18 protein-coding genes are annotated in these 18,592 nt (G+C 42.9%); 1 reads left to right on the forward strand and 17 read right to left on the reverse strand.

The genetic code is table 11. From position 1 onward, the window contains the following. Positions 1–22: 22 nt before the first annotated feature. Positions 23–667, forward strand: coding sequence for a lysophospholipid acyltransferase family protein (locus EQG49_RS02080; protein WP_133362415.1), 645 nt, complete (start codon positions 23–25; stop codon positions 665–667). 78 nt (positions 668–745) lie between these two features. On the opposite strand, the gene EQG49_RS02085 is transcribed toward EQG49_RS02080, so the two are convergent. From EQG49_RS02085 to EQG49_RS02165, 17 genes are all read right to left on the reverse strand, one after another. Beyond that, entirely contained in the window at positions 746–961 is a 216-nt protein-coding gene (locus EQG49_RS02085; protein WP_133362416.1) for a YneF family protein, read from the reverse strand. A gap of 65 nt (positions 962–1,026) precedes the next feature. Further along, positions 1,027–1,266 (reverse strand): DUF896 domain-containing protein, encoded by a 240-nt coding sequence (locus EQG49_RS02090; RefSeq protein ID WP_133362417.1) that lies wholly within the window; start codon positions 1,264–1,266, stop codon positions 1,027–1,029. A gap of 21 nt (positions 1,267–1,287) precedes the next feature. Beyond that, on the reverse strand, positions 1,288–1,917 hold the full coding sequence (gene lexA / locus EQG49_RS02095) for a transcriptional repressor LexA (RefSeq protein ID WP_133362418.1): 630 nt from the start codon (positions 1,915–1,917) through the stop codon (positions 1,288–1,290). 141 nt (positions 1,918–2,058) lie between these two features. Continuing rightward, complete coding sequence (locus EQG49_RS02100) at positions 2,059–2,415, reverse strand: hypothetical protein (RefSeq protein ID WP_133362419.1); 357 nt, start codon at positions 2,413–2,415, stop codon at positions 2,059–2,061. A gap of 853 nt (positions 2,416–3,268) precedes the next feature. Continuing rightward, positions 3,269–3,589, reverse strand: coding sequence for a DUF1292 domain-containing protein (locus EQG49_RS02105; protein ID WP_133362420.1), 321 nt, complete (start codon positions 3,587–3,589; stop codon positions 3,269–3,271). 15 nt (positions 3,590–3,604) lie between these two features. Continuing rightward, entirely contained in the window at positions 3,605–4,039 is a 435-nt protein-coding gene (ruvX, locus tag EQG49_RS02110; protein ID WP_133362421.1) for a Holliday junction resolvase RuvX, read from the reverse strand. Further along, entirely contained in the window at positions 4,036–4,287 is a 252-nt protein-coding gene (locus EQG49_RS02115; RefSeq protein ID WP_133362422.1) for an IreB family regulatory phosphoprotein, read from the reverse strand. Before EQG49_RS02115 ends, ruvX begins: the two co-directional genes overlap by 4 nt. Before the next feature lie 115 nt (positions 4,288–4,402). Beyond that, on the reverse strand, positions 4,403–7,051 hold the full coding sequence (gene alaS / locus EQG49_RS02120; protein ID WP_133362423.1) for an alanine--tRNA ligase: 2,649 nt from the start codon (positions 7,049–7,051) through the stop codon (positions 4,403–4,405). A 357-nt stretch (positions 7,052–7,408) separates the two neighbouring features. Continuing rightward, on the reverse strand, positions 7,409–7,750 hold the full coding sequence (locus EQG49_RS02125) for a DUF1831 domain-containing protein (RefSeq protein ID WP_133362424.1): 342 nt from the start codon (positions 7,748–7,750) through the stop codon (positions 7,409–7,411). A gap of 574 nt (positions 7,751–8,324) precedes the next feature. Continuing rightward, the gene (locus tag EQG49_RS02130) at positions 8,325–8,849 is read right to left on the reverse strand and encodes a phosphoribosyltransferase (RefSeq protein WP_133362425.1); all 525 of its coding nucleotides are present in this window, start codon (positions 8,847–8,849) and stop codon (positions 8,325–8,327) included. Positions 8,850–8,869: 20 nt separating this feature from the next. Continuing rightward, the gene (gene purB, locus EQG49_RS02135) at positions 8,870–10,168 is read right to left on the reverse strand and encodes an adenylosuccinate lyase (protein WP_133362426.1); all 1,299 of its coding nucleotides are present in this window, start codon (positions 10,166–10,168) and stop codon (positions 8,870–8,872) included. Further along, on the reverse strand, positions 10,168–11,466 hold the full coding sequence (locus EQG49_RS02140; protein WP_133362427.1) for an adenylosuccinate synthase: 1,299 nt from the start codon (positions 11,464–11,466) through the stop codon (positions 10,168–10,170). Before EQG49_RS02140 ends, purB begins: the two co-directional genes overlap by 1 nt. A 180-nt stretch (positions 11,467–11,646) precedes the next feature. Then, positions 11,647–12,843 carry an acetate/propionate family kinase gene (locus EQG49_RS02145; RefSeq protein ID WP_133362428.1) on the reverse strand — a complete coding sequence of 399 codons (1,197 nt, stop codon included), beginning with the start codon at positions 12,841–12,843 and terminating at the stop codon, positions 11,647–11,649. A gap of 673 nt (positions 12,844–13,516) precedes the next feature. Beyond that, positions 13,517–14,854 carry a hemolysin family protein gene (locus tag EQG49_RS02150; protein WP_133362429.1) on the reverse strand — a complete coding sequence of 446 codons (1,338 nt, stop codon included), beginning with the start codon at positions 14,852–14,854 and terminating at the stop codon, positions 13,517–13,519. Positions 14,855–15,132: 278 nt separating this feature from the next. Next, complete coding sequence (locus tag EQG49_RS02155; protein ID WP_133362430.1) at positions 15,133–15,390, reverse strand: hypothetical protein; 258 nt, start codon at positions 15,388–15,390, stop codon at positions 15,133–15,135. A gap of 704 nt (positions 15,391–16,094) precedes the next feature. Further along, complete coding sequence (rpmG, locus tag EQG49_RS02160) at positions 16,095–16,244, reverse strand: 50S ribosomal protein L33 (RefSeq protein WP_133362431.1); 150 nt, start codon at positions 16,242–16,244, stop codon at positions 16,095–16,097. Between the two features lie 123 nt (positions 16,245–16,367). Further along, complete coding sequence (locus EQG49_RS02165) at positions 16,368–18,461, reverse strand: peptidoglycan D,D-transpeptidase FtsI family protein (protein ID WP_133362432.1); 2,094 nt, start codon at positions 18,459–18,461, stop codon at positions 16,368–16,370. Positions 18,462–18,592 lie beyond the last annotated feature (131 nt).

An 18,592-nucleotide genomic window follows, 5' to 3' on the forward strand; every position in this document is an offset into this window, starting at 1 on the left:
ACTTTTAAAAAGGAGTGTGAATATGCTTTATTCATTTTTGCGCGGTTTTGCTCGCGCCCTGTTATATATTATCAATGGAAAACCTCAAATTCGCAACTACGATAAATTACCCGAAGGTACTTATATCTTAGCCGGTCCACACCGGACTTGGTGGGATCCAATTTACTTTGCGTTAGCCGCGGCTCCATTGAAATTTAGTTTCATGGCTAAAATCGAATTATTCAAGAACCCCATCCTAAAATGGATTCTCGTTGGCGCTAATGCCTTCCCCGTTGACCGAGCTAATCCTGGTCCATCAGTGATTAAAACTCCCGTCAAGAACTTGAAAAGCGGCGATCTCGGCTTGATTATCTTCCCTAGTGGTTCGCGTCACAGTAACGACATCAAGTCTGGTGCCATGATGATTGCGAAATTATCTGGCAAACCAATCGTGCCCATTGTCTATCAAGGACCTTTGACATTTGGCGGCCTGTTCAAGCGTAACAACGTTGAGTTGAACTTTGGTGATCCCATTTACATCGATCGCCGTGACAAATTAACGGAAGCGCGCGTCGAAGAAATCGGAGCTCAAATGCAAACCGCCTTTGACGCCTTGGATAAAGAGCTGAATCCGGATTTCGTTTACGTTGACCAACACCCCGAAAAAGCGAAAATCCCCGAAGAATAACTGGTTACGTACCATGTTAACCACACGCATATTATAAATAAAAAGCCATGACTTAGCGTCGTGGCTTTTTTATTTATCTTACTTGTTGTTACGCATAGATGCCATAACTTGGTTCAAACGCTTTTGTGAAGGTGTTTGACCCATTGAAATCATCATTGAGCGAATCATGTCTTCGGAAATTGGTGGGTTCTTCTTCAAGTAAGTTTCCATATACTTACGAGCAATGAAGAAGCCAGCAACTAAACCGACAATCAAAGCAACGACAATTAATACGATTGCGAGCGCTGTATTCATGTCTTTTCTCCTACATTTTAAAGTTCATATTCTAGTTTACTTTATTCTAACACAGAAAAAAAGGGCTAATCGTCCCGTAGCCCTTTCTTTCGTTGAATTTCACGTACTTTTTCAGGGGTAACTTCTTTGCCGTTATCGTCGAAGACTTGCATCATTTCAACTTGTGAACGGAAAGACTTCCGAAAGTTTTCCAAAAACTCTTCACGCAATGCTTGCCGTTCCAGTTCTTCACCTTCAGTTAAGCCTTCTTTTTTACGTTTTGCACCTAATTCGTTAATTCGTTGGCGTAACTTTTCTGCTTCCAAAGTCAGGACCTCCTATTGTTATTAATAGACTGAATTCCGGTATAAGCCAACCACTTTACCTAAAACCGTGACATCCGTCAAAATAATTGGCGCCATCGTGTCGTTTTCCGGTTGTAAGCGGAAGTGATCACTTTCCTTGAAGAAGCGCTTAACAGTTGCTTCATCCGTGTCGGTCATTGCGACCACAATATCACCATTATCAGCATGATCTTGCTTACGGACGATGACCTTATCACCATCGAGAATACCAATATTAATCATTGATGTTCCCCGCACGTTGAGCATGAATAAATCGCCATCATACGCTTCTAAATCACTAGGCAATGGAAAGAACTCATTCGTCCGTTCTTCAACGGCCAAGATTGGTTCCCCTGCCGTAACGACCCCTAAGACCGGAATCTTACCTGGCGTTGCTGAAACCCCAAGCATTTCAAGGCCTGGTGGTGTGATTTCAATCGCCCGGGGTTTTGTTGGATCCTTTTTTAAGTAACCCTTTTTTTGTAGGCGGTCAATATGGCCATGGACCGTTGATGTTGATGATAAGCCGACCGCTTCACCAATTTCACGGACTGTTGGCGGATAACCTTTTTGTGATTGCTTCTCATAAATAAATCGAAGCACTTCCATTTGTTTGCTTTCGCCGCGTACCATGCGATCACCTCTTTCACTGTTTTCAGTTCATCTATTATTTATAGTATACCGAATAGTGAAGAACATTTCAAACGAACGTTCGTTATTTGTTCGATATTTTTTGCATAAACAGCTAATACTCGTTCTAAAATTACGAACACGTTAGCTTTCAGCGTCCTCAAGTACGTAATCGCTGTAGTAAGTCTCGATAAATTGTTCGAGGTTCATTGGCTTAGCTGGCAAAATTTGGCGACTATTAACTTCTGGGTTCCCCGTAAAGGTAATTTCATCAATTAATTCATAAACATCAATCACTTTGCCAACAACATCATACACTTTTTGCCCGTCTTCTTCATACGCTGGACTAAGTTGTGTCTTTTCGGCTAATTCCCGCAAGTAAGCCACGTCTTCAGCCTGTGTTTCATCTAAATCTGCCAAAAAAGTAATGACATCAAAAAACGGTTCTGGTTCATTGCCAACCATCGATTGCGTCACAATCGTAACTGCGTGTGTACTCATAAATTTTTCCTCTTCTTTTTAAATGTTGCTTCTATAGTTTCCAGCGTGGTGCGCTAAGTGATTTACTATTTATTCTAGCGCGGGATTTGGATATGTGTCTCAGTTCGATTCCCACTACGAGGCTGGAACCAGTCTGGACACCGTGATGGAAGACAAGCATTTGAAGCCACAGTGCGGTCTTCAAATGTTTGCGAAGCTTGGTTCGCTAACGCGGTAACCATCTTCACAAATCCATAATCAGTAACCAAACCCGTTACTGATTATGCCATCACGGTGCGAGCTAAAGTCCAGCCTCTTCGTTAATTTGAGTAGGCAGTCTGACTAGTAATATGCCCTAATCCTTGTCGCTGCAAGTTTAGCAGTAATCAATAATTCCACACTTATCTAGCGGAGTGACTGAAAATCACTTTGTGGCCGGCAGGCTTTACACCGAAATGGGACGTGACACCACGTGTCGGGTTTGTCGCTGAGGGTAGAGCCGACCGGGCCTTATTTGTCCAGCGTAGCTACAAATGTGAGCAGTCTTTTGGCTTTAGCCATTAGACTGCCAGCTATCCCGAATTGCCCAAGACAGACATCCAGCCTGCAAGGCTAATCTAATCGCGTTAGGATTAGATTCAGTATTTTGTGCAACAAAATGCTGGGATGTTTTGCGTTGCCGGTTCGCAGGCATAAGCACATACTGGCTTGGGAGGTTGCTTCCAGCGTGGTGCGCCAAGTAATTTACTGGCACGCAGTGGCCAGTGGCCAATTTTATTCAATCCCACGTCAGACGAAATGGGGCCCACACTTTGCTAACAAAGTGTGCAAAGAAAAAGGATTCGCATCACTGCAAATCCTGATTCACTGTTAATTAAGCTTCGAAGTTGTCATCATCGTCGAGGAAAGTGTTCAACACCTCTTCAACCATTGCCCATTCTTCGTCGTCTTCGATTGGTTGCAAGTCGCCTTCAGTTGCTTCGCCGTCTTCATCAGGGTTAAATGCAAAGGCTTGGATATCAACTTCTTCGTCTTCTTGAGTACCTTCTGGATAAAGCAAGATGTATGACTTACCGGCAAACTTGTTGTCAGTATCGTCTTCATCAGCAGTAAATGTAAACAACACGTTAAAGAGTTGTTCCGCACCATCTTCATCAACTAAGGTGATTTGTTGTTCTTCTGGTTCTTGAGCCATGGGGTTTCTTCCTCACTATTTCGTTAATTTACCGTTAGCATCCAAATAATTTTGGAGAATTAAGCTAGCGGCGAGTTTATCAATAACTTGCTTGCGTTTCTTACGCGAAGTATCAGCTTCTTCAATTAACATGCGTTCCGCTTCAACCGTTGTTAAGCGTTCATCGATAAAATCGACGGGCAAGCCAAAAGTTTCGACTAATAAATCACCATAAGCCTTGGATGCCTCAGCACGAGGTCCCAAGCTGTTGTTCATGTTCTTTGGTAAACCCAACACAAAACCAGATGGCTTGTATTCAGCAACCAATTCTTTCATTCGGTCAATTCCGAATTCTTTTTCATCCTCATTAATGCGGATGATTTCCACGCCCTGTGCGGTCCATCCCATGATATCACTAACCGCAATTCCGACCGTGCGTGAGCCGATGTCTAATCCTAGTAAACGACTCACTTACTCAAGTAACTCTTCACAAGCTCTTCGATGATTTCATCGCGCTCGTGCTTACGAATTAAATTACGTGCATCATTCAAACGTGGGATGTAAGCAGGATCACCAGAAATTAAGTAACCAACAATTTGGTTAATTGGGTTATAACCCTTTTCTTCGAGTGCCTTGTATACCGTTTGTAATGTTTCATGCACGTCTTTGGGTTGTTCATTGCCAAAATTGAATAAGGCTGTCTTGTCTAACGAACTCATTTGGCTACCTCCAGACAAAAAACTTTGATATTTGTAATTGTAAACGTAATCATAAGTAAAGTATAGCCCAATCGCTTAGGATTACCTTTCATTTTGATTACAAAAGATTGAAGATTTAGTGTTCTGCCAACCAATCGTGAGCAGCCGTCAACGCAGCTTGAATCCCAGATGGGTTCTTACCACCGGCTTGGGCCAAATCAGGGCGACCACCACCGTTACCACCAACAAGTGGCGCAACGGTCTTAATCAAATCACCAGACTTCATCCCCGCTTTAATTGCGGCTGGACTCATCGCAACAATCAAGTTGACCTTATCTTCACCAGTGGCGGCAATTAAGACCAACACATCTGAAGAATTATTTTCTTTCCATGAATCAGCCATTGAACGCAATTGATCCATACCAGAAACTTCCAGTTGTGCAGCAATTAAGCTGTGACCATTGACGTCTTCAGGATTATCAAAGATACTTGCCGCTGCTTGGTTAGCCAACTTAGCTTCTAAGCTGTTAACTTGGCGTTGCAATTCCTTCAATTGGTCTTGCAAGGCGGCCACTTTGACTGGTGCGTCTTTTAGTTGTGGCGCTTTAACAGCATCCGCAATTTGTTGTAATTCATTTTCGTGTTGCTTCATCAAGTTAAATGCTGCAGTTGAAGTGACGGCTTCAATCCGGCGAACACCGGCACCGATTCCTGATTCACCAACAATCTTGAATAAACCAAGTTCACTGGTGTTATCAACGTGGGTTCCACCATCAAATTCAGCATTAAAGTCACCGATTGAAACGACCCGGACTTTTTCGCCATATTTTTCGGTAAAGACGGCCACGGCACCAAGCTTTTTAGCGGATTCAATATCAGTTTCGACCCATGAAACTTTCAAGGCTTCTCCGATTTTATCGTTGATCAATGCTTCGATTTCATCAAGCTTTTCAGCTGGCACAGCACCATTGTACGTAAAGTCATAACGCAAGTATTCCGGTGTCACCAATGAACCAGCTTGGGTTGTGTGGTCACCTAAAATGTTCCGCAATGATTGATCCAACATGTGCGTAGCCGTGTGGTTTTTAGAAACTTTCAAGTGGAACTCGCGGTTAACATCTAACTTGTAGGTGTCCCCAGCCTTGATTTCTTTTAAGACCTTCACAGTGTGCAAATGTTGGCCATTTGGTGCCGTTTGGACATCTTCAACTTCGGCCACAACTTCACCATCAGCATTAATAACAGCCCCGCGGTCAGCAATTTGACCACCCATTTCAGCATAGAATGGAGTCTGATCGAAGACAACTTGAGCCATCATACCGGCAGTGGCATGATCAGCTAATTCGCCATCAACAATTACGTCTTTCAAGATGGCGGCATCAACCGTCAAATCAGTCCAACCGACGTACTTAGATTCGGTGTGCAAATCAGTCAACAAGACGTTTTGGACACCCATTGACTTCATGTCAGCCCGGGCAGCCCGCGCACGATCACGTTGCGCTTGCATTTGGGCATCAAAGCCGACGCGATCAACGTTCAAGCCTTCATCTTGCGCGTATTCTTCAGTCAATTCATATGGGAAGCCGTATGTGTCAGAAAGCTTAAAGGCAACTTCACCAGGAATCGTGCCTGCATCTTTTTCTTTGACATCCGCAATCACCCCATTCAACATCTTCAAGCCGTCACTCAAAGTCGCGTTAAAACGCTTTTCTTCTGCCGCAACGACGCTTTCGATGTATTCAGCATTTGCCAAAACTTCTGGGTAATATGATTCCATGATGTGACCCACAACTGGCACAAGTTGCGTCAAAAATTCGCCGTTAATGCCTAGTTTACGACCATGCAAGACTGCACGACGGAGCAAACGACGGATAACATAGCCGCGACCTTCATTTGATGGTAAAGCACCATCTGAAATGGCAAATGTAACCGCCCGGGCGTGGTCAGCGATAACCTTAAATGACACGTCAGTCAAGGCATCGTCACCATATTTCACGCCGTTTCCCATTTCTTCGGCTTTGTGAATAATTGGGAGGAATAAATCAGTTTCAAAGTTAGTACGGGCGTGTTGGAAAACTGAAACAACCCGTTCAAGTCCCATCCCCGTATCAATGTTCTTGTGGGGCAGTTCTTCATACGTGTTTTCTGGGGTGTGGTTGAATTGTGAGAACACAATGTTCCAGATTTCGAGGTAACGTTCATTTTCACCACCGGGGTACATTTCAGGATCTTCATCAGGGAGATCTTGGAATTCTTGCCCACGATCATAGAAAATTTCCGTATCGGGACCTGAAGGACCTTGACCAATATCCCAGAAATTATCTTCAACTTCGTAGATGTGGTCCGCTGGCATCCCAGTTTCAATCCAAATCCGCTTGGCATCTTGATCTTCGGGGTAAACTGTCGCATACAGCTTTTCAGGATCCATGCCATACCATTCAGGTGATGTCAACAGTTCCCATGCCCAAGGAATCACTTCTGGTTTGAAGTAATCGCCAATTGAAAAGTTCCCCATCATTTCAAACAAGGTGTGGTGACGCGCTGTGTGCCCCACGTTTTCAATATCGTTAGTCCGAATTGACTTTTGGGCGTTGGTAATCCGCTTGTTTTCAGGCACAACTGAACCGTCGAAATATTTCTTCAACGTTGCGACCCCTGAGTTAATCCATAACAATGTTGGATCATCCTTTGGAATTAATGATTGTGATGGTTCAATGCTGTGGCCCTTTGATTCAAAGAACTTTAAAAACATTGAACGAATTTCTGCTGATGATAATTCTTTCATCGATAAATATCCTACTTTCCAAAAATAAATTAATCGTATCACACCCTTCTCGGCGCCTAGTTTAACACTAAATACCGCAAAGAACGTAAAAAAAGACCCCTGCCTACAGAGACGCGACCCACGTGGTACCACTCTGCTTGCAACGATCTTGATCGTATACCTCTTAAGCTCGTTAACGCTGAGAAACGGTACCATTGCTGATACATAACAAGTGAGAGCATCGATGTGTTGAATTCGTTTCTCACAGCAACCGAAACGTTTCTGAAAATCCTTTGACACCAACATATTCACTGTCTAATATAATAACATTTTTTGCTGAAAATTAAAGTATTTTATTCACCGCTTAATGCTACGTGATTAATCTTTAACCAAGATTTCGCGATCAACCAATTCTTGAATGTAAAAATGGAATTGTTGCGTCAACACTTCACTGTTCTTGTGCGTGAAAATGTTGATCACCGTGTTGCCAAGGGCATTCACCGTTTTCATCTTAAAACCAGATAAATCTTGGGCAAAGACAATCTTTAACTTGAACGAGGCGTTAAATGCTTTGTTTGGTTCCAATTGACGCATCAATTGGTATGCCCCTGAATTTTGTTGAATGAAACCAGTATCCATTAGTGAATACTTCTTAATACTTGGGTGGACTGAGTATGTATCTGTGTCACCCAATAATTGAACTTGTTTATCAAAAGCCATAATTGCTTAACTCCTTATCGTCGCTTTAATTTAAAATTTATTAGTTTTGTTCGCCTTGAGTGGTGCCGGATGCCAGTGTAGTGGTTAGTGTGATGCTAGCGTTATAAGCCACTACGTGCCTGGAAATTGTTTGGCGCACCACGCTGGAAGCACATGTTCAAGCCAAAGTGCGGTCTTGAACAACTCGGATAAGCTGGGACTCTACGGGAATAAATTCCCTAGACTCCTCATCTTATCCTCAGCGGGAATATGTGTTTCACACATATTCCCCCAGTCGCGGTATAAAGGCTGCCGCCCGCCAACCAATTTCCAGACACTCCGTTAGTTAGGTGTTCGCTTCAAACATTTGCTTGTGACTACAAACGGCCACAATACAAACATTTTTCAAGAAATACCATAGCTAACGGGGCATAATACATCAATACATATGACTAACAAACCAATTTATTATACTTTTTATTATAACTAAAAAAGCTCGCTAAAACAGCGAACTTTTTGTGAATTCCTATTTAATTTGCGGGAATTTGTCTGATTACCCAGCCAAATCACACATTTCTTCAGGCTTGCTTGGTTTTTAGTGCTTAAGCGCCACAATATCTGACAAGAAGCGCATTTCGCCATCTAAATCCATGCCGTACCCAACTAAATAATCGTTAGGGACTTCCGCACCAACGTAGTCAGCTTCAATGTCGACGGAACGACCAGCCTTCTTATCGACGGCAACGACTGATTTAACTGATTTGGCACCCAGCTTAGTAAATTCCTTTACCAAGAAATCCAGCGTCAAACCGGTATCGATGATTTCATCAATCAAAATAATGTCGCGATTAATGATGTCCTTGCGCACATTCACTTCAACTTTTAAATCACCAGTTGAGGCACCGTGGGCGTAACTTGAAACATCAACATAGTCAAATTCAAATGGCATATCGCCGAGTTCACGTAATAAATCAGCCGTGAACACAATTGCGCCCTTCATGATTGGTACCATAATTGGTGTAATTCCTGCATAATCGTGTCGAATTTTGTCAGCAACAACCTTCACGGCTGCCGCGATTTCGGCTTGCGTCATCACAACGCGATCAATCCGTTCATCCATAATTAAACACCTTTTATCTATTATTTAAGTAAACCCAAACGCTTGAAAATGCCATCCACGTTTTGCAAGTGGTAATGATAATCAAATGCATCATCGATGTCGGCTGCTGACAAGTATTGTGTCACTGTGTCGTTTGCTTCGACCAATGGGCGGAATTGAATTTGTTCGTCCCATGAGCGGGCCGTCAATGGTTGCACGGTGTCGTAGGCCGCTTCACGACTCAAGCCAGCATCAACTAACTTAAGCAATAAGCGTTGGCTGTAAATCAAGCCGTACGTGCGATCCATGTTTTTGAGCATCGTGTCAGGGAAAACTTGGAGATTCTTCAAGATACCCGTGAAACGGTGCAACATGTAATCAATCAAACTCGTCGTATCTGGCAAGATCATCCGTTCGGCACTGGAGTGTGAAATATCACGTTCATGCCATAAAGTAATATCTTCCATCCCCGTAATCATGTGACCACGCACGACCCGCGCCAAACCAGTAATATTTTCAGAACCGATTGGGTTACGTTTGTGCGGCATTGCTGAAGAACCCTTTTGGCCTTTGCCAAAACCTTCTTCAACTTCATGAATTTCAGAACGTTGTAATGACCGAATTTCCGTGGCAAAGTTTTCCAAGCCAGTGGCAATCAAGCCCAATGTGTTCAAGTAGTCGGCGTGTAAATCACGTGGCAATACTTGTGAACCAACGGGTTGTGGTGTCAAGCCAAGTTCAGCCATCACGTCTTCTTCAACTTCCATTGGCACATTGGCAAATGTTCCCACGGCGCCTGAAAGCTTACCAGTTTCAACGGCTTTGGCAACACGTTCAAAGCGTTCGATATTGCGGAGGGCTTCAGAGTAGAAACGGGCGACTTTTAAACCAAAAGTCGTTGGTTCGGCATGCACACCATGTGTCCGCCCCATCATTACTGTGTCTTTGTATTTCAAAGCCATTTCAGCAACAACGTTTTTGTATTCTTCAAGATCTTCACGAATGATTTCGTTAGCTTCCTTCAAACGATAGCCTTGGGCTGTATCCACCACATCAGTACTCGTCAAGCCGTAGTGAATCCACTTACGTTCGTCGCCTAATGATTCAGAAACATTCCGGGTAAAAGCCACAATATCGTGCTTCGTTTGCGCTTCGATTTCCGCAATGCGCTCAACATTGTAAGTTGCCTTTTCACGAATTGCTGTAACATCTTCAGCAGGGACGTGGCCTTGTTTTGACCATGCCGCTGTCGCTGCGATTTCAACTTTTAACCAGCTTGCGTATTGATTATCTAAAGACCAAATGTGCGCCATTTCTGGGCGTGAATACCGTTCCAACATTATTTAGTTTCTCCTGTCCATACGTCCAACAACACATTGGTTTGGTCACGATCTGGACCTACTGCAAAGGTTGCTAAGTCAACACCAACAAGTTCTTCAATCCGTTTCAAGTAATTTTGCGCGTTAACTGGTAAGTCTTCACGTTTCGTTACTGCGGTAATATCTTCTGTCCAACCAGGTAATTCTTCGTAAACTGGCTGAACGCGTTCCAAGTCCTTAAAACTAGCTGGGTAATACTTAATAATTTCCCCATCTAATTCATAAGCGGTCGCAATCTTCAAAGTTTCAATGCCCGTTAAGACATCAATACTGTTCAAAGCTAACTTAGTCAAACCAGATACGCGGGCAGAGTGACGCATAACAACTGAGTCAAACCAACCAATCCGGCGAGGACGGTGAGTGTTAACACCGTATTCATGACCAACTTCACGAATGTGATCACCAATTTCATTTAACAATTCGGTTGGGAAAGGACCTTCACCAACTCGTGAAGTATAGGCCTTAGCCACACCCACAACTTCAGTAATCATCGTTGGGCCAACCCCAACACCGGTTGTAACACCACCGGCGATTGGGTTTGATGAGGTTACAAATGGATAAGTTCCATGATCAATATCCAACATCACCCCTTGCGCGCCTTCAAACAGCACCTTTTTACCAGCCTTAAATGCTTCATCGACAACATAAGCCGTGTCAGTCACATATTGCTTCAATTCTTGACCGTATGCATAATATTCTTCAAACAAGGCATCGGCATCAAGTGGTTCGTGATTATAAATTTTTGTCAGCAAGACATTCTTTTCAGCGACTACGGTGTTTAAGCGTTTCCGCAAAGTTTCCGCATCTAATAAATCCGTCACCCGAATTCCTGTCCGCGCCATTTTATCAGTGTAGGCTGGGCCAATACCGTTACCAGTTGTCCCAATCTTATCACCTTGTTTAGCTTCTTCTTGTAAAACATCAAACAATTTATGGTATGAGAACAGCACTTGTGCTCGGTCAGAAATCCGTAAATTTTCTGTTGGCACACCTTGTGAACGCAAGTATGCTAATTCTTCCAAGACTGACTTAGGATTCAAAACTGTCCCGTTACCAATAACGGCGAGTTTGTGAGCATCAAAAATCCCAGATGGAATTGAACGTAATTCGAATTTCTTGCCATTAAAGACAATTGTGTGACCAGCGTTATCACCACCCTGGTACCGCACGATAACATCTGCATCTTGCGCGAGAAAGTTTGTAATCTTTCCCTTACCTTCGTCGCCCCATTGACTACCTACTACTACGATTCCTGCCATAATTTGTTTGTTTTCCTCCGATATTCAAAATAAACCTTTATAAGAATAACGCATCCTCTACTAATTCGCAAGTTTAATGTTCGGTTTTTCATTTGTTTTTCATAAAAAGGTCGAAAAACATTCGCATAAGCTTGTGTTTTTCGACCTTCTTACATAAACATAGCGGTAAAACATGAACAATCAGCCGTTTTTCGTAGTTAATCGATATACATCACGGACAATCATCAATTCCTCATTTGTTGGAATTAACAAAACCTTAACCGCTGAATCTGGTGTCGATAAAACTAGCTCTTTACCACGTTGGCTGTTCGCTTGGGCATCCAGGTGAATGTTCATAAATGCCAACCGATCAATAATCATTTGACGTAGAATAGCTGAATTTTCACCGACTCCGGCGGTAAATACCAAGGCATCAACTCCGCCCATCTTCGCCACATATGAACCGACAAAGCCGACAATCCGGTCCACAAAAATATCCATTGCTAATTGCGCACGCGGATTAGTTGCCATCGCGTCTTCAATTTCGCGCGAATCTGATGAAATACCCGAAATCCCTAACAAACCAGATTCCTTGTTCAGAATTTCAATCATTTCATCCGTCGTTTTACCCATTTGTTTTTCCAAATATGAAACTAATGACACATCGATGTCACCAGCACGTGTCGCCATTGTTAGCCCAGCTAATGGCGTAAAGCCCATTGAGGTATCAAATGCTTGCCCATCCTTGGTCGCCGTAATCGAACAACCCGCACCTAAGTGTAAGGTAATGATTTTTAAGTCGGCGTAAGGCTTGTCAATAACGGCTGCAGCCCGATGACTCACATAGTTGTGTGAAGTACCGTGAGCCCCATATTTGCGCGCTTTATACTTGTCGTAAAAATCATATGGCAAGCTGTAGCGATAATTAACTTCTGGCAACGTCTGATAGAACGCCGTATCAAACACCGCCACGGACGGTACATCTGGCAACAATTTGTGCATTGCCCGGATCCCCATGGCCGCTGACGGATTATGCAATGGCGCTAAATCAATCAACGCTTCAATCTTATGTAACACTTCGTCATCAATCACGACTGACTGGTCAAAGAAATCACCACCATGCACAACCCGATGACCAATCCCCTTAATTTCCGCATAATCAGCAATGATTTTATATTCTAACAAAGCCTGCAGTAGCAAATCGATGGCTGCGTGATGGTCTTCAATATCCAACACCTTTTCAACCTTTTGCCCGTCGCCGTACTTTAATGTGAAAATTGAATCCGTTAGACCAATCCGTTCAACTTGCCCTTTACAAATAACCTCTTCGGCTGGCATGGCTACCAACTGAATTTTTAATGATGATGACCCAGCGTTCACCGCAATGATTTTTTTCATTTCTATCTCCCGTTACTTATCATAATTATTAGCGCCAATTCTCATTTTAACGTAAGCGCTTTCAAAGAGCTAGTGGAAAATTAATTAGTTGTGGGTTGGTTGAGTGTTGTTGCCACTGCATGCCTAGAAATCACGTGGTGCACTACACTGGAAGCACATGTTCAAGCCAAAGGGCGGTCTTGAACAACTCGGCTAAGCTGGGAGTCTAAGAAATAAATTTCTAAGACTCCTCATCTCATCCTCGGCGCTGATACATGCTTCGCATATATCAGCCCAGTTGCAGTGTAAAGGCTCCGCCCACCACGTGATTTCCAGACACTCCGTTAGTTTGCAAAAACCACAAAATAACAACACCAAATACTTTCTGGTCGCCTTGCAACACCGCCCCACTTCACTGATATGCAAAAATAACAACACCAAACACATAACGGGATAAATCCCAACACTTTTACAAAGTCGCACCTTGTATTTGTCGGGCTTTGTGAAATTTCTAAATACGTGGAAATAAACATTATTAAAGTTTTAACTGAAAAAAATGCCGCGCTAACTACGAAATGAAAGCCAACCATAAAATCTTGCGGTTAGGGCATAATTTCTCCCTGCCCTAAAATAATTTCAACGTCAAAAAAAGGATGATTCTCAAAAAGAAAATCATCCTCGTTTACTTATTATATTAATCTTCGTCAGGTTCCACTTGTTGTGCGGGGAATTCCGTTATTTCAAACTCATTGATATAAGCATTTTCATAATCCAACGCTTTAATCTCAAAGTTTGCAACTCGCATCACATCACCCGTGCGGAATTCTGGTTCTTGGTTCAAGACATAACCCGTTAAAGTAACAGCTTCGTCTTCTTCCAATTCCTTAATGCTGACATCGAAGTGGCGTTCAAAATCATACAGCGTAATCTTACCGCTGACTTTGTATTTATTGTTACCAAGTTTTTCCACGTAGTCATCGGCCACGTCATCAATTTCATCACGCATTGAACCAAATAATTCTTCGTAGATGTCTTTGTCGGTAATTAAACCAGACGTACCACCATATTCGTCAACCACTAAAGTGATGGGTGTCCGTTTGGCGACCATTAATTTCAAGACATCGTGGACGTCCATGTTCTCAGGTACCGCTGGAATATCACGCATTACACGCACAACTGGCGCTTCATCGTTAATGCGGGCTTGGCGCAACAAGTCATATGAGTAGACGTAGCCAATCACCTTATCCTTGTCACCATCCGCGGTAACTGGGAAACGGGAATACCGTTCTTGTAAATACAAATCCAAAGCTTCCCGAGTTGTCGTGTCAACGTCGACCACGACCATTGAAGTCCGGTCAATCATGATATCAACCGCCACTTTATCATTCATGTCAAAAGCACGTTCCATGAATGTTAAATCTTCTTCATCAAGTTCACCTGCTTTAGCTGCGCTCTTTGACAATGACAAAATTTCAGTTTGTGAATAAATGTCATCTTCTGTCGCCGTTTGGTAACCCAACATGTGCGTAATCCCATTTGCAAACCGATCAAGAATGAAAATCAATGGGTACAACACAATGTGGAAGAACCGCACTGGTCGTACAATGAACAGCATCATCTTAACTGGTTCAGCAATCGCGATATTCTTTGGCACCAAATCAGTGAAAACCGCGTGAATTACTGTAAAAATCAAAATGGCTGCTATTGAAGCTACCCCGTGCGCAATCTCAGCAGGCAATAAATGACTGTTGATGATCGCAGACGCAATTGTATCTTCACCAAGCCACCCTAAGATCAAACTCGTTAACGTAATCCCCACTTGTGCAGTGGAAAGATATTCCGTTAGGTGTTCAGTCATATGAATGGCTGCATCGATATTCTTTGTTGAACCGTGTTTATCAGCCTTCATTGCTTTCAAAGCACTAACCCGAACTCGGACAAGTGAATATTCAGTTAAAGTAAATAAAACAGCTAAAAGTAAAATCACAACAATTACGATAATTTGCGTGATATAGGACGGACCAGATTCCAAAGCGGTAAACCTCTTTTCGTATTTAAAATTTTAAAATATTGTAATAAACATTATAGCATGTAGGCAACGGTGAAAAAAAGCGAGAGTTACAAAATTAATGCAGTAAAAACAAACAACTCAGGCCAACGTTTTTTGCGTTAAGCGCGCAATTGCCTTGGCGTGAAAATATGTCGTGACGCAACAAAATAAAAAGTCGCATCTCAAATATCAGATGTGACTCCTTCGCACTAAATAGCTTGTGGTTACCCCAGTAAACATGATATTAACCCACCGGAAATTTATTTTTCTTTTTCTGGCCGATCTTTACCCTCTTCAACTGGTAATTCATAATAATCGCCGATGAAGCGAAATGCTGAAGCAATATACAAATATTCCTCACCCTGTTCATCGACAACAACAACTAATTCATGTGAGCCCTGTTTAACTCGACGTAACGCGTCATAAGCAACTCCATACTTGAAGTTCGCATATGATTCATTCATAAATCTTGCTTTCATTACCTTACCAGCTTCTTTTTTTGACTTACCTATAATCATACACGTTTTTACCCTAAAAAGCGAATCACCGTCCTCCACGGGGAATTTGGCGGTGTCATTCTGAAGAGATACCCACTACATGTCTGGGAATTACTTGGCGCACCACGCTGGAAGCAGCCTCCCAAGCCAGTCTGTGCTTATGCCTGCGAACCGGCAACGCAAAACATCCCAGCATTTTGTTGCACAAAATACTGACTTCTTACCTTACATTAGCTAAATCCCAAGCAAACCGTTATTAATGTTTAATCCGTTAGTTTTTTCGGTTTGCGGTTTTGCGATTGCGGTATTCTGCAAACTAACGGAGTGTCTGGAAATCACGTGGTGGGCGAAGCCTTTATACTGCAACTGGGCTGATATATGCGGAGCATGTATCAGCGCCGAGGATGAGATGAGGAGTCTTAGAAATTTATTTCTTAGACTCCCAGCTTAGCCGAGTTGTTCAAGACAGACATCCAGCCTGCAAGGCTGATCTAATCGCGTTAGGATTAGATTCAGTATTTTGTGCAACAAAATGCTGGGATGTTTTGCGTTGCCGGTTCGCAGGCATAAGCACTGACTGGCTTGAACATGTGCTTCCAGTGTAGTGCACCACGTGATTTCCAGGCACACAGTGGCAACAACCATACTCAAACAAACTATCACCGAAAAAAACAAAAAAATAACGTTGAATCGCGAAGGATTCAACGTTATTTAATCGAAATTAATTACTTAGTTTCGCGGTGCAAAGTGACCTTACGATCACGTGGGCAATACTTGTTTACTTCGATACGGTCGGGGTTGTTACGACGGTTCTTAGTTGACAAGTAGTTGCGTTCGCCGCATTCAGTACATTCTAATGTGATGTGTACGCGCATGTCAAAGCCCTCCAATGGAATAAATTTTTTGTCTTAAATCTTCGGGCCGGCTAACTAGTAGCACATGCGCCCTCAACTCAAACTATATTATCAGAAATCTCCGATAAATGCTAGGGGTAAATGTTAATTCCCTGAATATCCTGTTTTTGTAATCCCATTTGCGGGGTTTTTAATGATGGTTGATTTGTTATCAATGTACTTGAAGTATGCATTATACATGTCCATGGCCATTTTCAAATTCAAGCCGGAACCAAAGTTTGATTGTGGACCACTTGGCATCGCTAAGGCAATCGCAATGTTTGAACCAGGAATGTAAGTAACCAAACTCAAGGTCAACGTTGATTTACCATTTGTAAATGTTTCCGCCGTCCCTGTTTTAGCATATGGGGCGGGTTTGTATTTTTGCATTTGCATCCCCGTCCGGTGCGCATTCGTCCCATTAACAACATCGTGCATCCCTTTATAGATGACTTGGCGTTGCGCGGGTGTCCAACCAACGGAATTTAAAATCTTCGTTGGAATTGTTGTTTGGATTTGATCCAATTGGCCATCGTTGTTTGATGATTCAACTGCGCCAACAACGTGTGGTTGTACCCGATAACCACCGTTAGCAATCGTTGAGACGTATTGTGCTAACTGTAAGACCGTATAAGCGTCATATTGTCCATAGGCTTCCATGAGGGCCTTACCGGCATCACCTGGGCCTGAAGACCCCTTAATCCCGGCAGTTTCCCCTGGCAAGTCAATCCCCGTCTTCACACCAAGCCCAAACAAATTAAAGTTATTGCGCATAATGTTAAAGATATCCGGATTCATTTTGCCTAAACCGATATTTGGCGCATAGTGGACGCCACCTTCAAGCATGGCTAGTTGCATCATGTACGAGTTAGAAGAAACTTCAATCGCAGTTGAGGCGTTCAATGGTACAGAACCACTCTTGTTCCAGTCGGTACTCATGACTGGGGTGCCGGCAATTTTGATTGGTTGGTCATTCAAAGTACTGTTGGTTGGTGTAATCACACCACGCTTCAAAGCACCCGTGACCATCGCTGGCTTAACCGCCGAACCCATAACAATCGCTTGGTTCATGGCACCCAAGGCATTACTGCTCAATTTACCGGTCTTATTGTTACGATCAACCCCAGCAATCCCGTAAATACCACCTGTATAAGGATTCATCGCGACGGCATAAGCACCGGTCGTTAATGAACCTGACATGTGGTCACGCAACGCTTTTTCCATTGCAGCTTGGAACTTAGAATTAATCGTTAAGACTAGGTTATCACCCTTGCGCCCGCTGTATTGTTCAACCGCTTTAACAATCTTGTTGTTGGCCCCCATGACCACTTGGGTTTGTTCTTTGGAACCCTTCAACACAGGTTCATATTGTTGTTCCAAGTAACTCTGACCAACTGAATCATTTCGTGAATAACCGGATGCTAACAAACTGTTTAAACGATCTTCGGGCAAGCCAATCTTTTCAGATGTGACCGAACCAATGATGGCTTGCACTGATTTACCTTGCGGATAATCACGGCTCCAAGCAGTTGAAATTTTCACGCCTGGCATTTGGCTTAAGTGTTCACCAATTTGGGCAACTTCCTTGCTGGTAACACCGCTCTCTTTAATGTACGTTGTCGATAATGAGTAGGCGCCGGCCATTTTTTGAAAAATCATGGCGGCGTTCTTTTGCTTCCTATTCAACTTATACTGTTGGGGATTATCCATAATCTGGCTTAATTCCGCTTGATATTGCGCATCTGGTGTCAAATTAGCGAAGTTAGGAATCACCTTATCAACTGCCTTACGTTGCACTTCACTAGCTAACCAGTAATCAGCGACTGAACGTTTGGCTAACGTTTTCGTATCAACCTTTAAATATGAGCCCAATTCATTTGCCGTCACAAACATTTGGCTGCTTAATACGTTGACCCCTTTTGTATATGAAATCGCTTGGGTGGAACTGTTACCAACTAAGACTTGTCCAGTTGAGTCATAAATCATCCCACGTTGCACATTCGACGTTTCAACCAGGTTATCCGTCCGATTGACGTCCGCCACAAAATACGCGCCTTTTTTGATTTGTAAGTAAAATAATTGTCCAACTAACGCTGCAAACAATAAGAAAACAATTACGATAATCAAATTTAATCGAAACGGTAAATCTGACCGGTAAGCTTTCTTTTTCGTAGCACGCCGTGTAAAACGATTTTCCATAAGTCTCCTTTAGTGCCATACATATTTATTTTTTATATTATATTATTGTGGGAGTTCCCCAGTGCATTATTGTACCACATCACAACTTCATCACTAAGAGTCATCTACTTTGTTATAACGAAATGTGATAA

Source organism: Periweissella cryptocerci, from assembly GCF_004358325.1.
Classification (GTDB): Bacteria; Bacillota; Bacilli; order Lactobacillales; family Lactobacillaceae; genus Periweissella; species Periweissella cryptocerci.

Coding starts and splice junctions, on each gene's coding strand:
- EQG49_RS02080 (WP_133362415.1), top strand. CDS start 23: ATGCTTTATTCATTTTTGCGCGGTTTTGCTCGCGCCCTGTTATATATT.
- EQG49_RS02085 (WP_133362416.1), bottom strand. CDS start 961: ATGAATACAGCGCTCGCAATCGTATTAATTGTCGTTGCTTTGATTGTC.
- lexA (WP_133362418.1), bottom strand. CDS start 1,917: ATGGTACGCGGCGAAAGCAAACAAATGGAAGTGCTTCGATTTATTTAT.
- EQG49_RS02100 (WP_133362419.1), bottom strand. CDS start 2,415: ATGAGTACACACGCAGTTACGATTGTGACGCAATCGATGGTTGGCAAT.
- EQG49_RS02105 (WP_133362420.1), bottom strand. CDS start 3,589: ATGGCTCAAGAACCAGAAGAACAACAAATCACCTTAGTTGATGAAGAT.
- EQG49_RS02115 (WP_133362422.1), bottom strand. CDS start 4,287: ATGAGTTCGTTAGACAAGACAGCCTTATTCAATTTTGGCAATGAACAA.
- alaS (WP_133362423.1), bottom strand. CDS start 7,051: ATGAAAGAATTATCATCAGCAGAAATTCGTTCAATGTTTTTAAAGTTC.
- EQG49_RS02125 (WP_133362424.1), bottom strand. CDS start 7,750: ATGGCTTTTGATAAACAAGTTCAATTATTGGGTGACACAGATACATAC.
- EQG49_RS02130 (WP_133362425.1), bottom strand. CDS start 8,849: ATGGATGAACGGATTGATCGCGTTGTGATGACGCAAGCCGAAATCGCG.
- purB (WP_133362426.1), bottom strand. CDS start 10,168: ATGTTGGAACGGTATTCACGCCCAGAAATGGCGCACATTTGGTCTTTA.
- EQG49_RS02140 (WP_133362427.1), bottom strand. CDS start 11,466: ATGGCAGGAATCGTAGTAGTAGGTAGTCAATGGGGCGACGAAGGTAAG.
- EQG49_RS02145 (WP_133362428.1), bottom strand. CDS start 12,843: ATGAAAAAAATCATTGCGGTGAACGCTGGGTCATCATCATTAAAAATT.
- EQG49_RS02155 (WP_133362430.1), bottom strand. CDS start 15,390: ATGATTATAGGTAAGTCAAAAAAAGAAGCTGGTAAGGTAATGAAAGCA.
- rpmG (WP_133362431.1), bottom strand. CDS start 16,244: ATGCGCGTACACATCACATTAGAATGTACTGAATGCGGCGAACGCAAC.
- EQG49_RS02165 (WP_133362432.1), bottom strand. CDS start 18,461: ATGGAAAATCGTTTTACACGGCGTGCTACGAAAAAGAAAGCTTACCGG.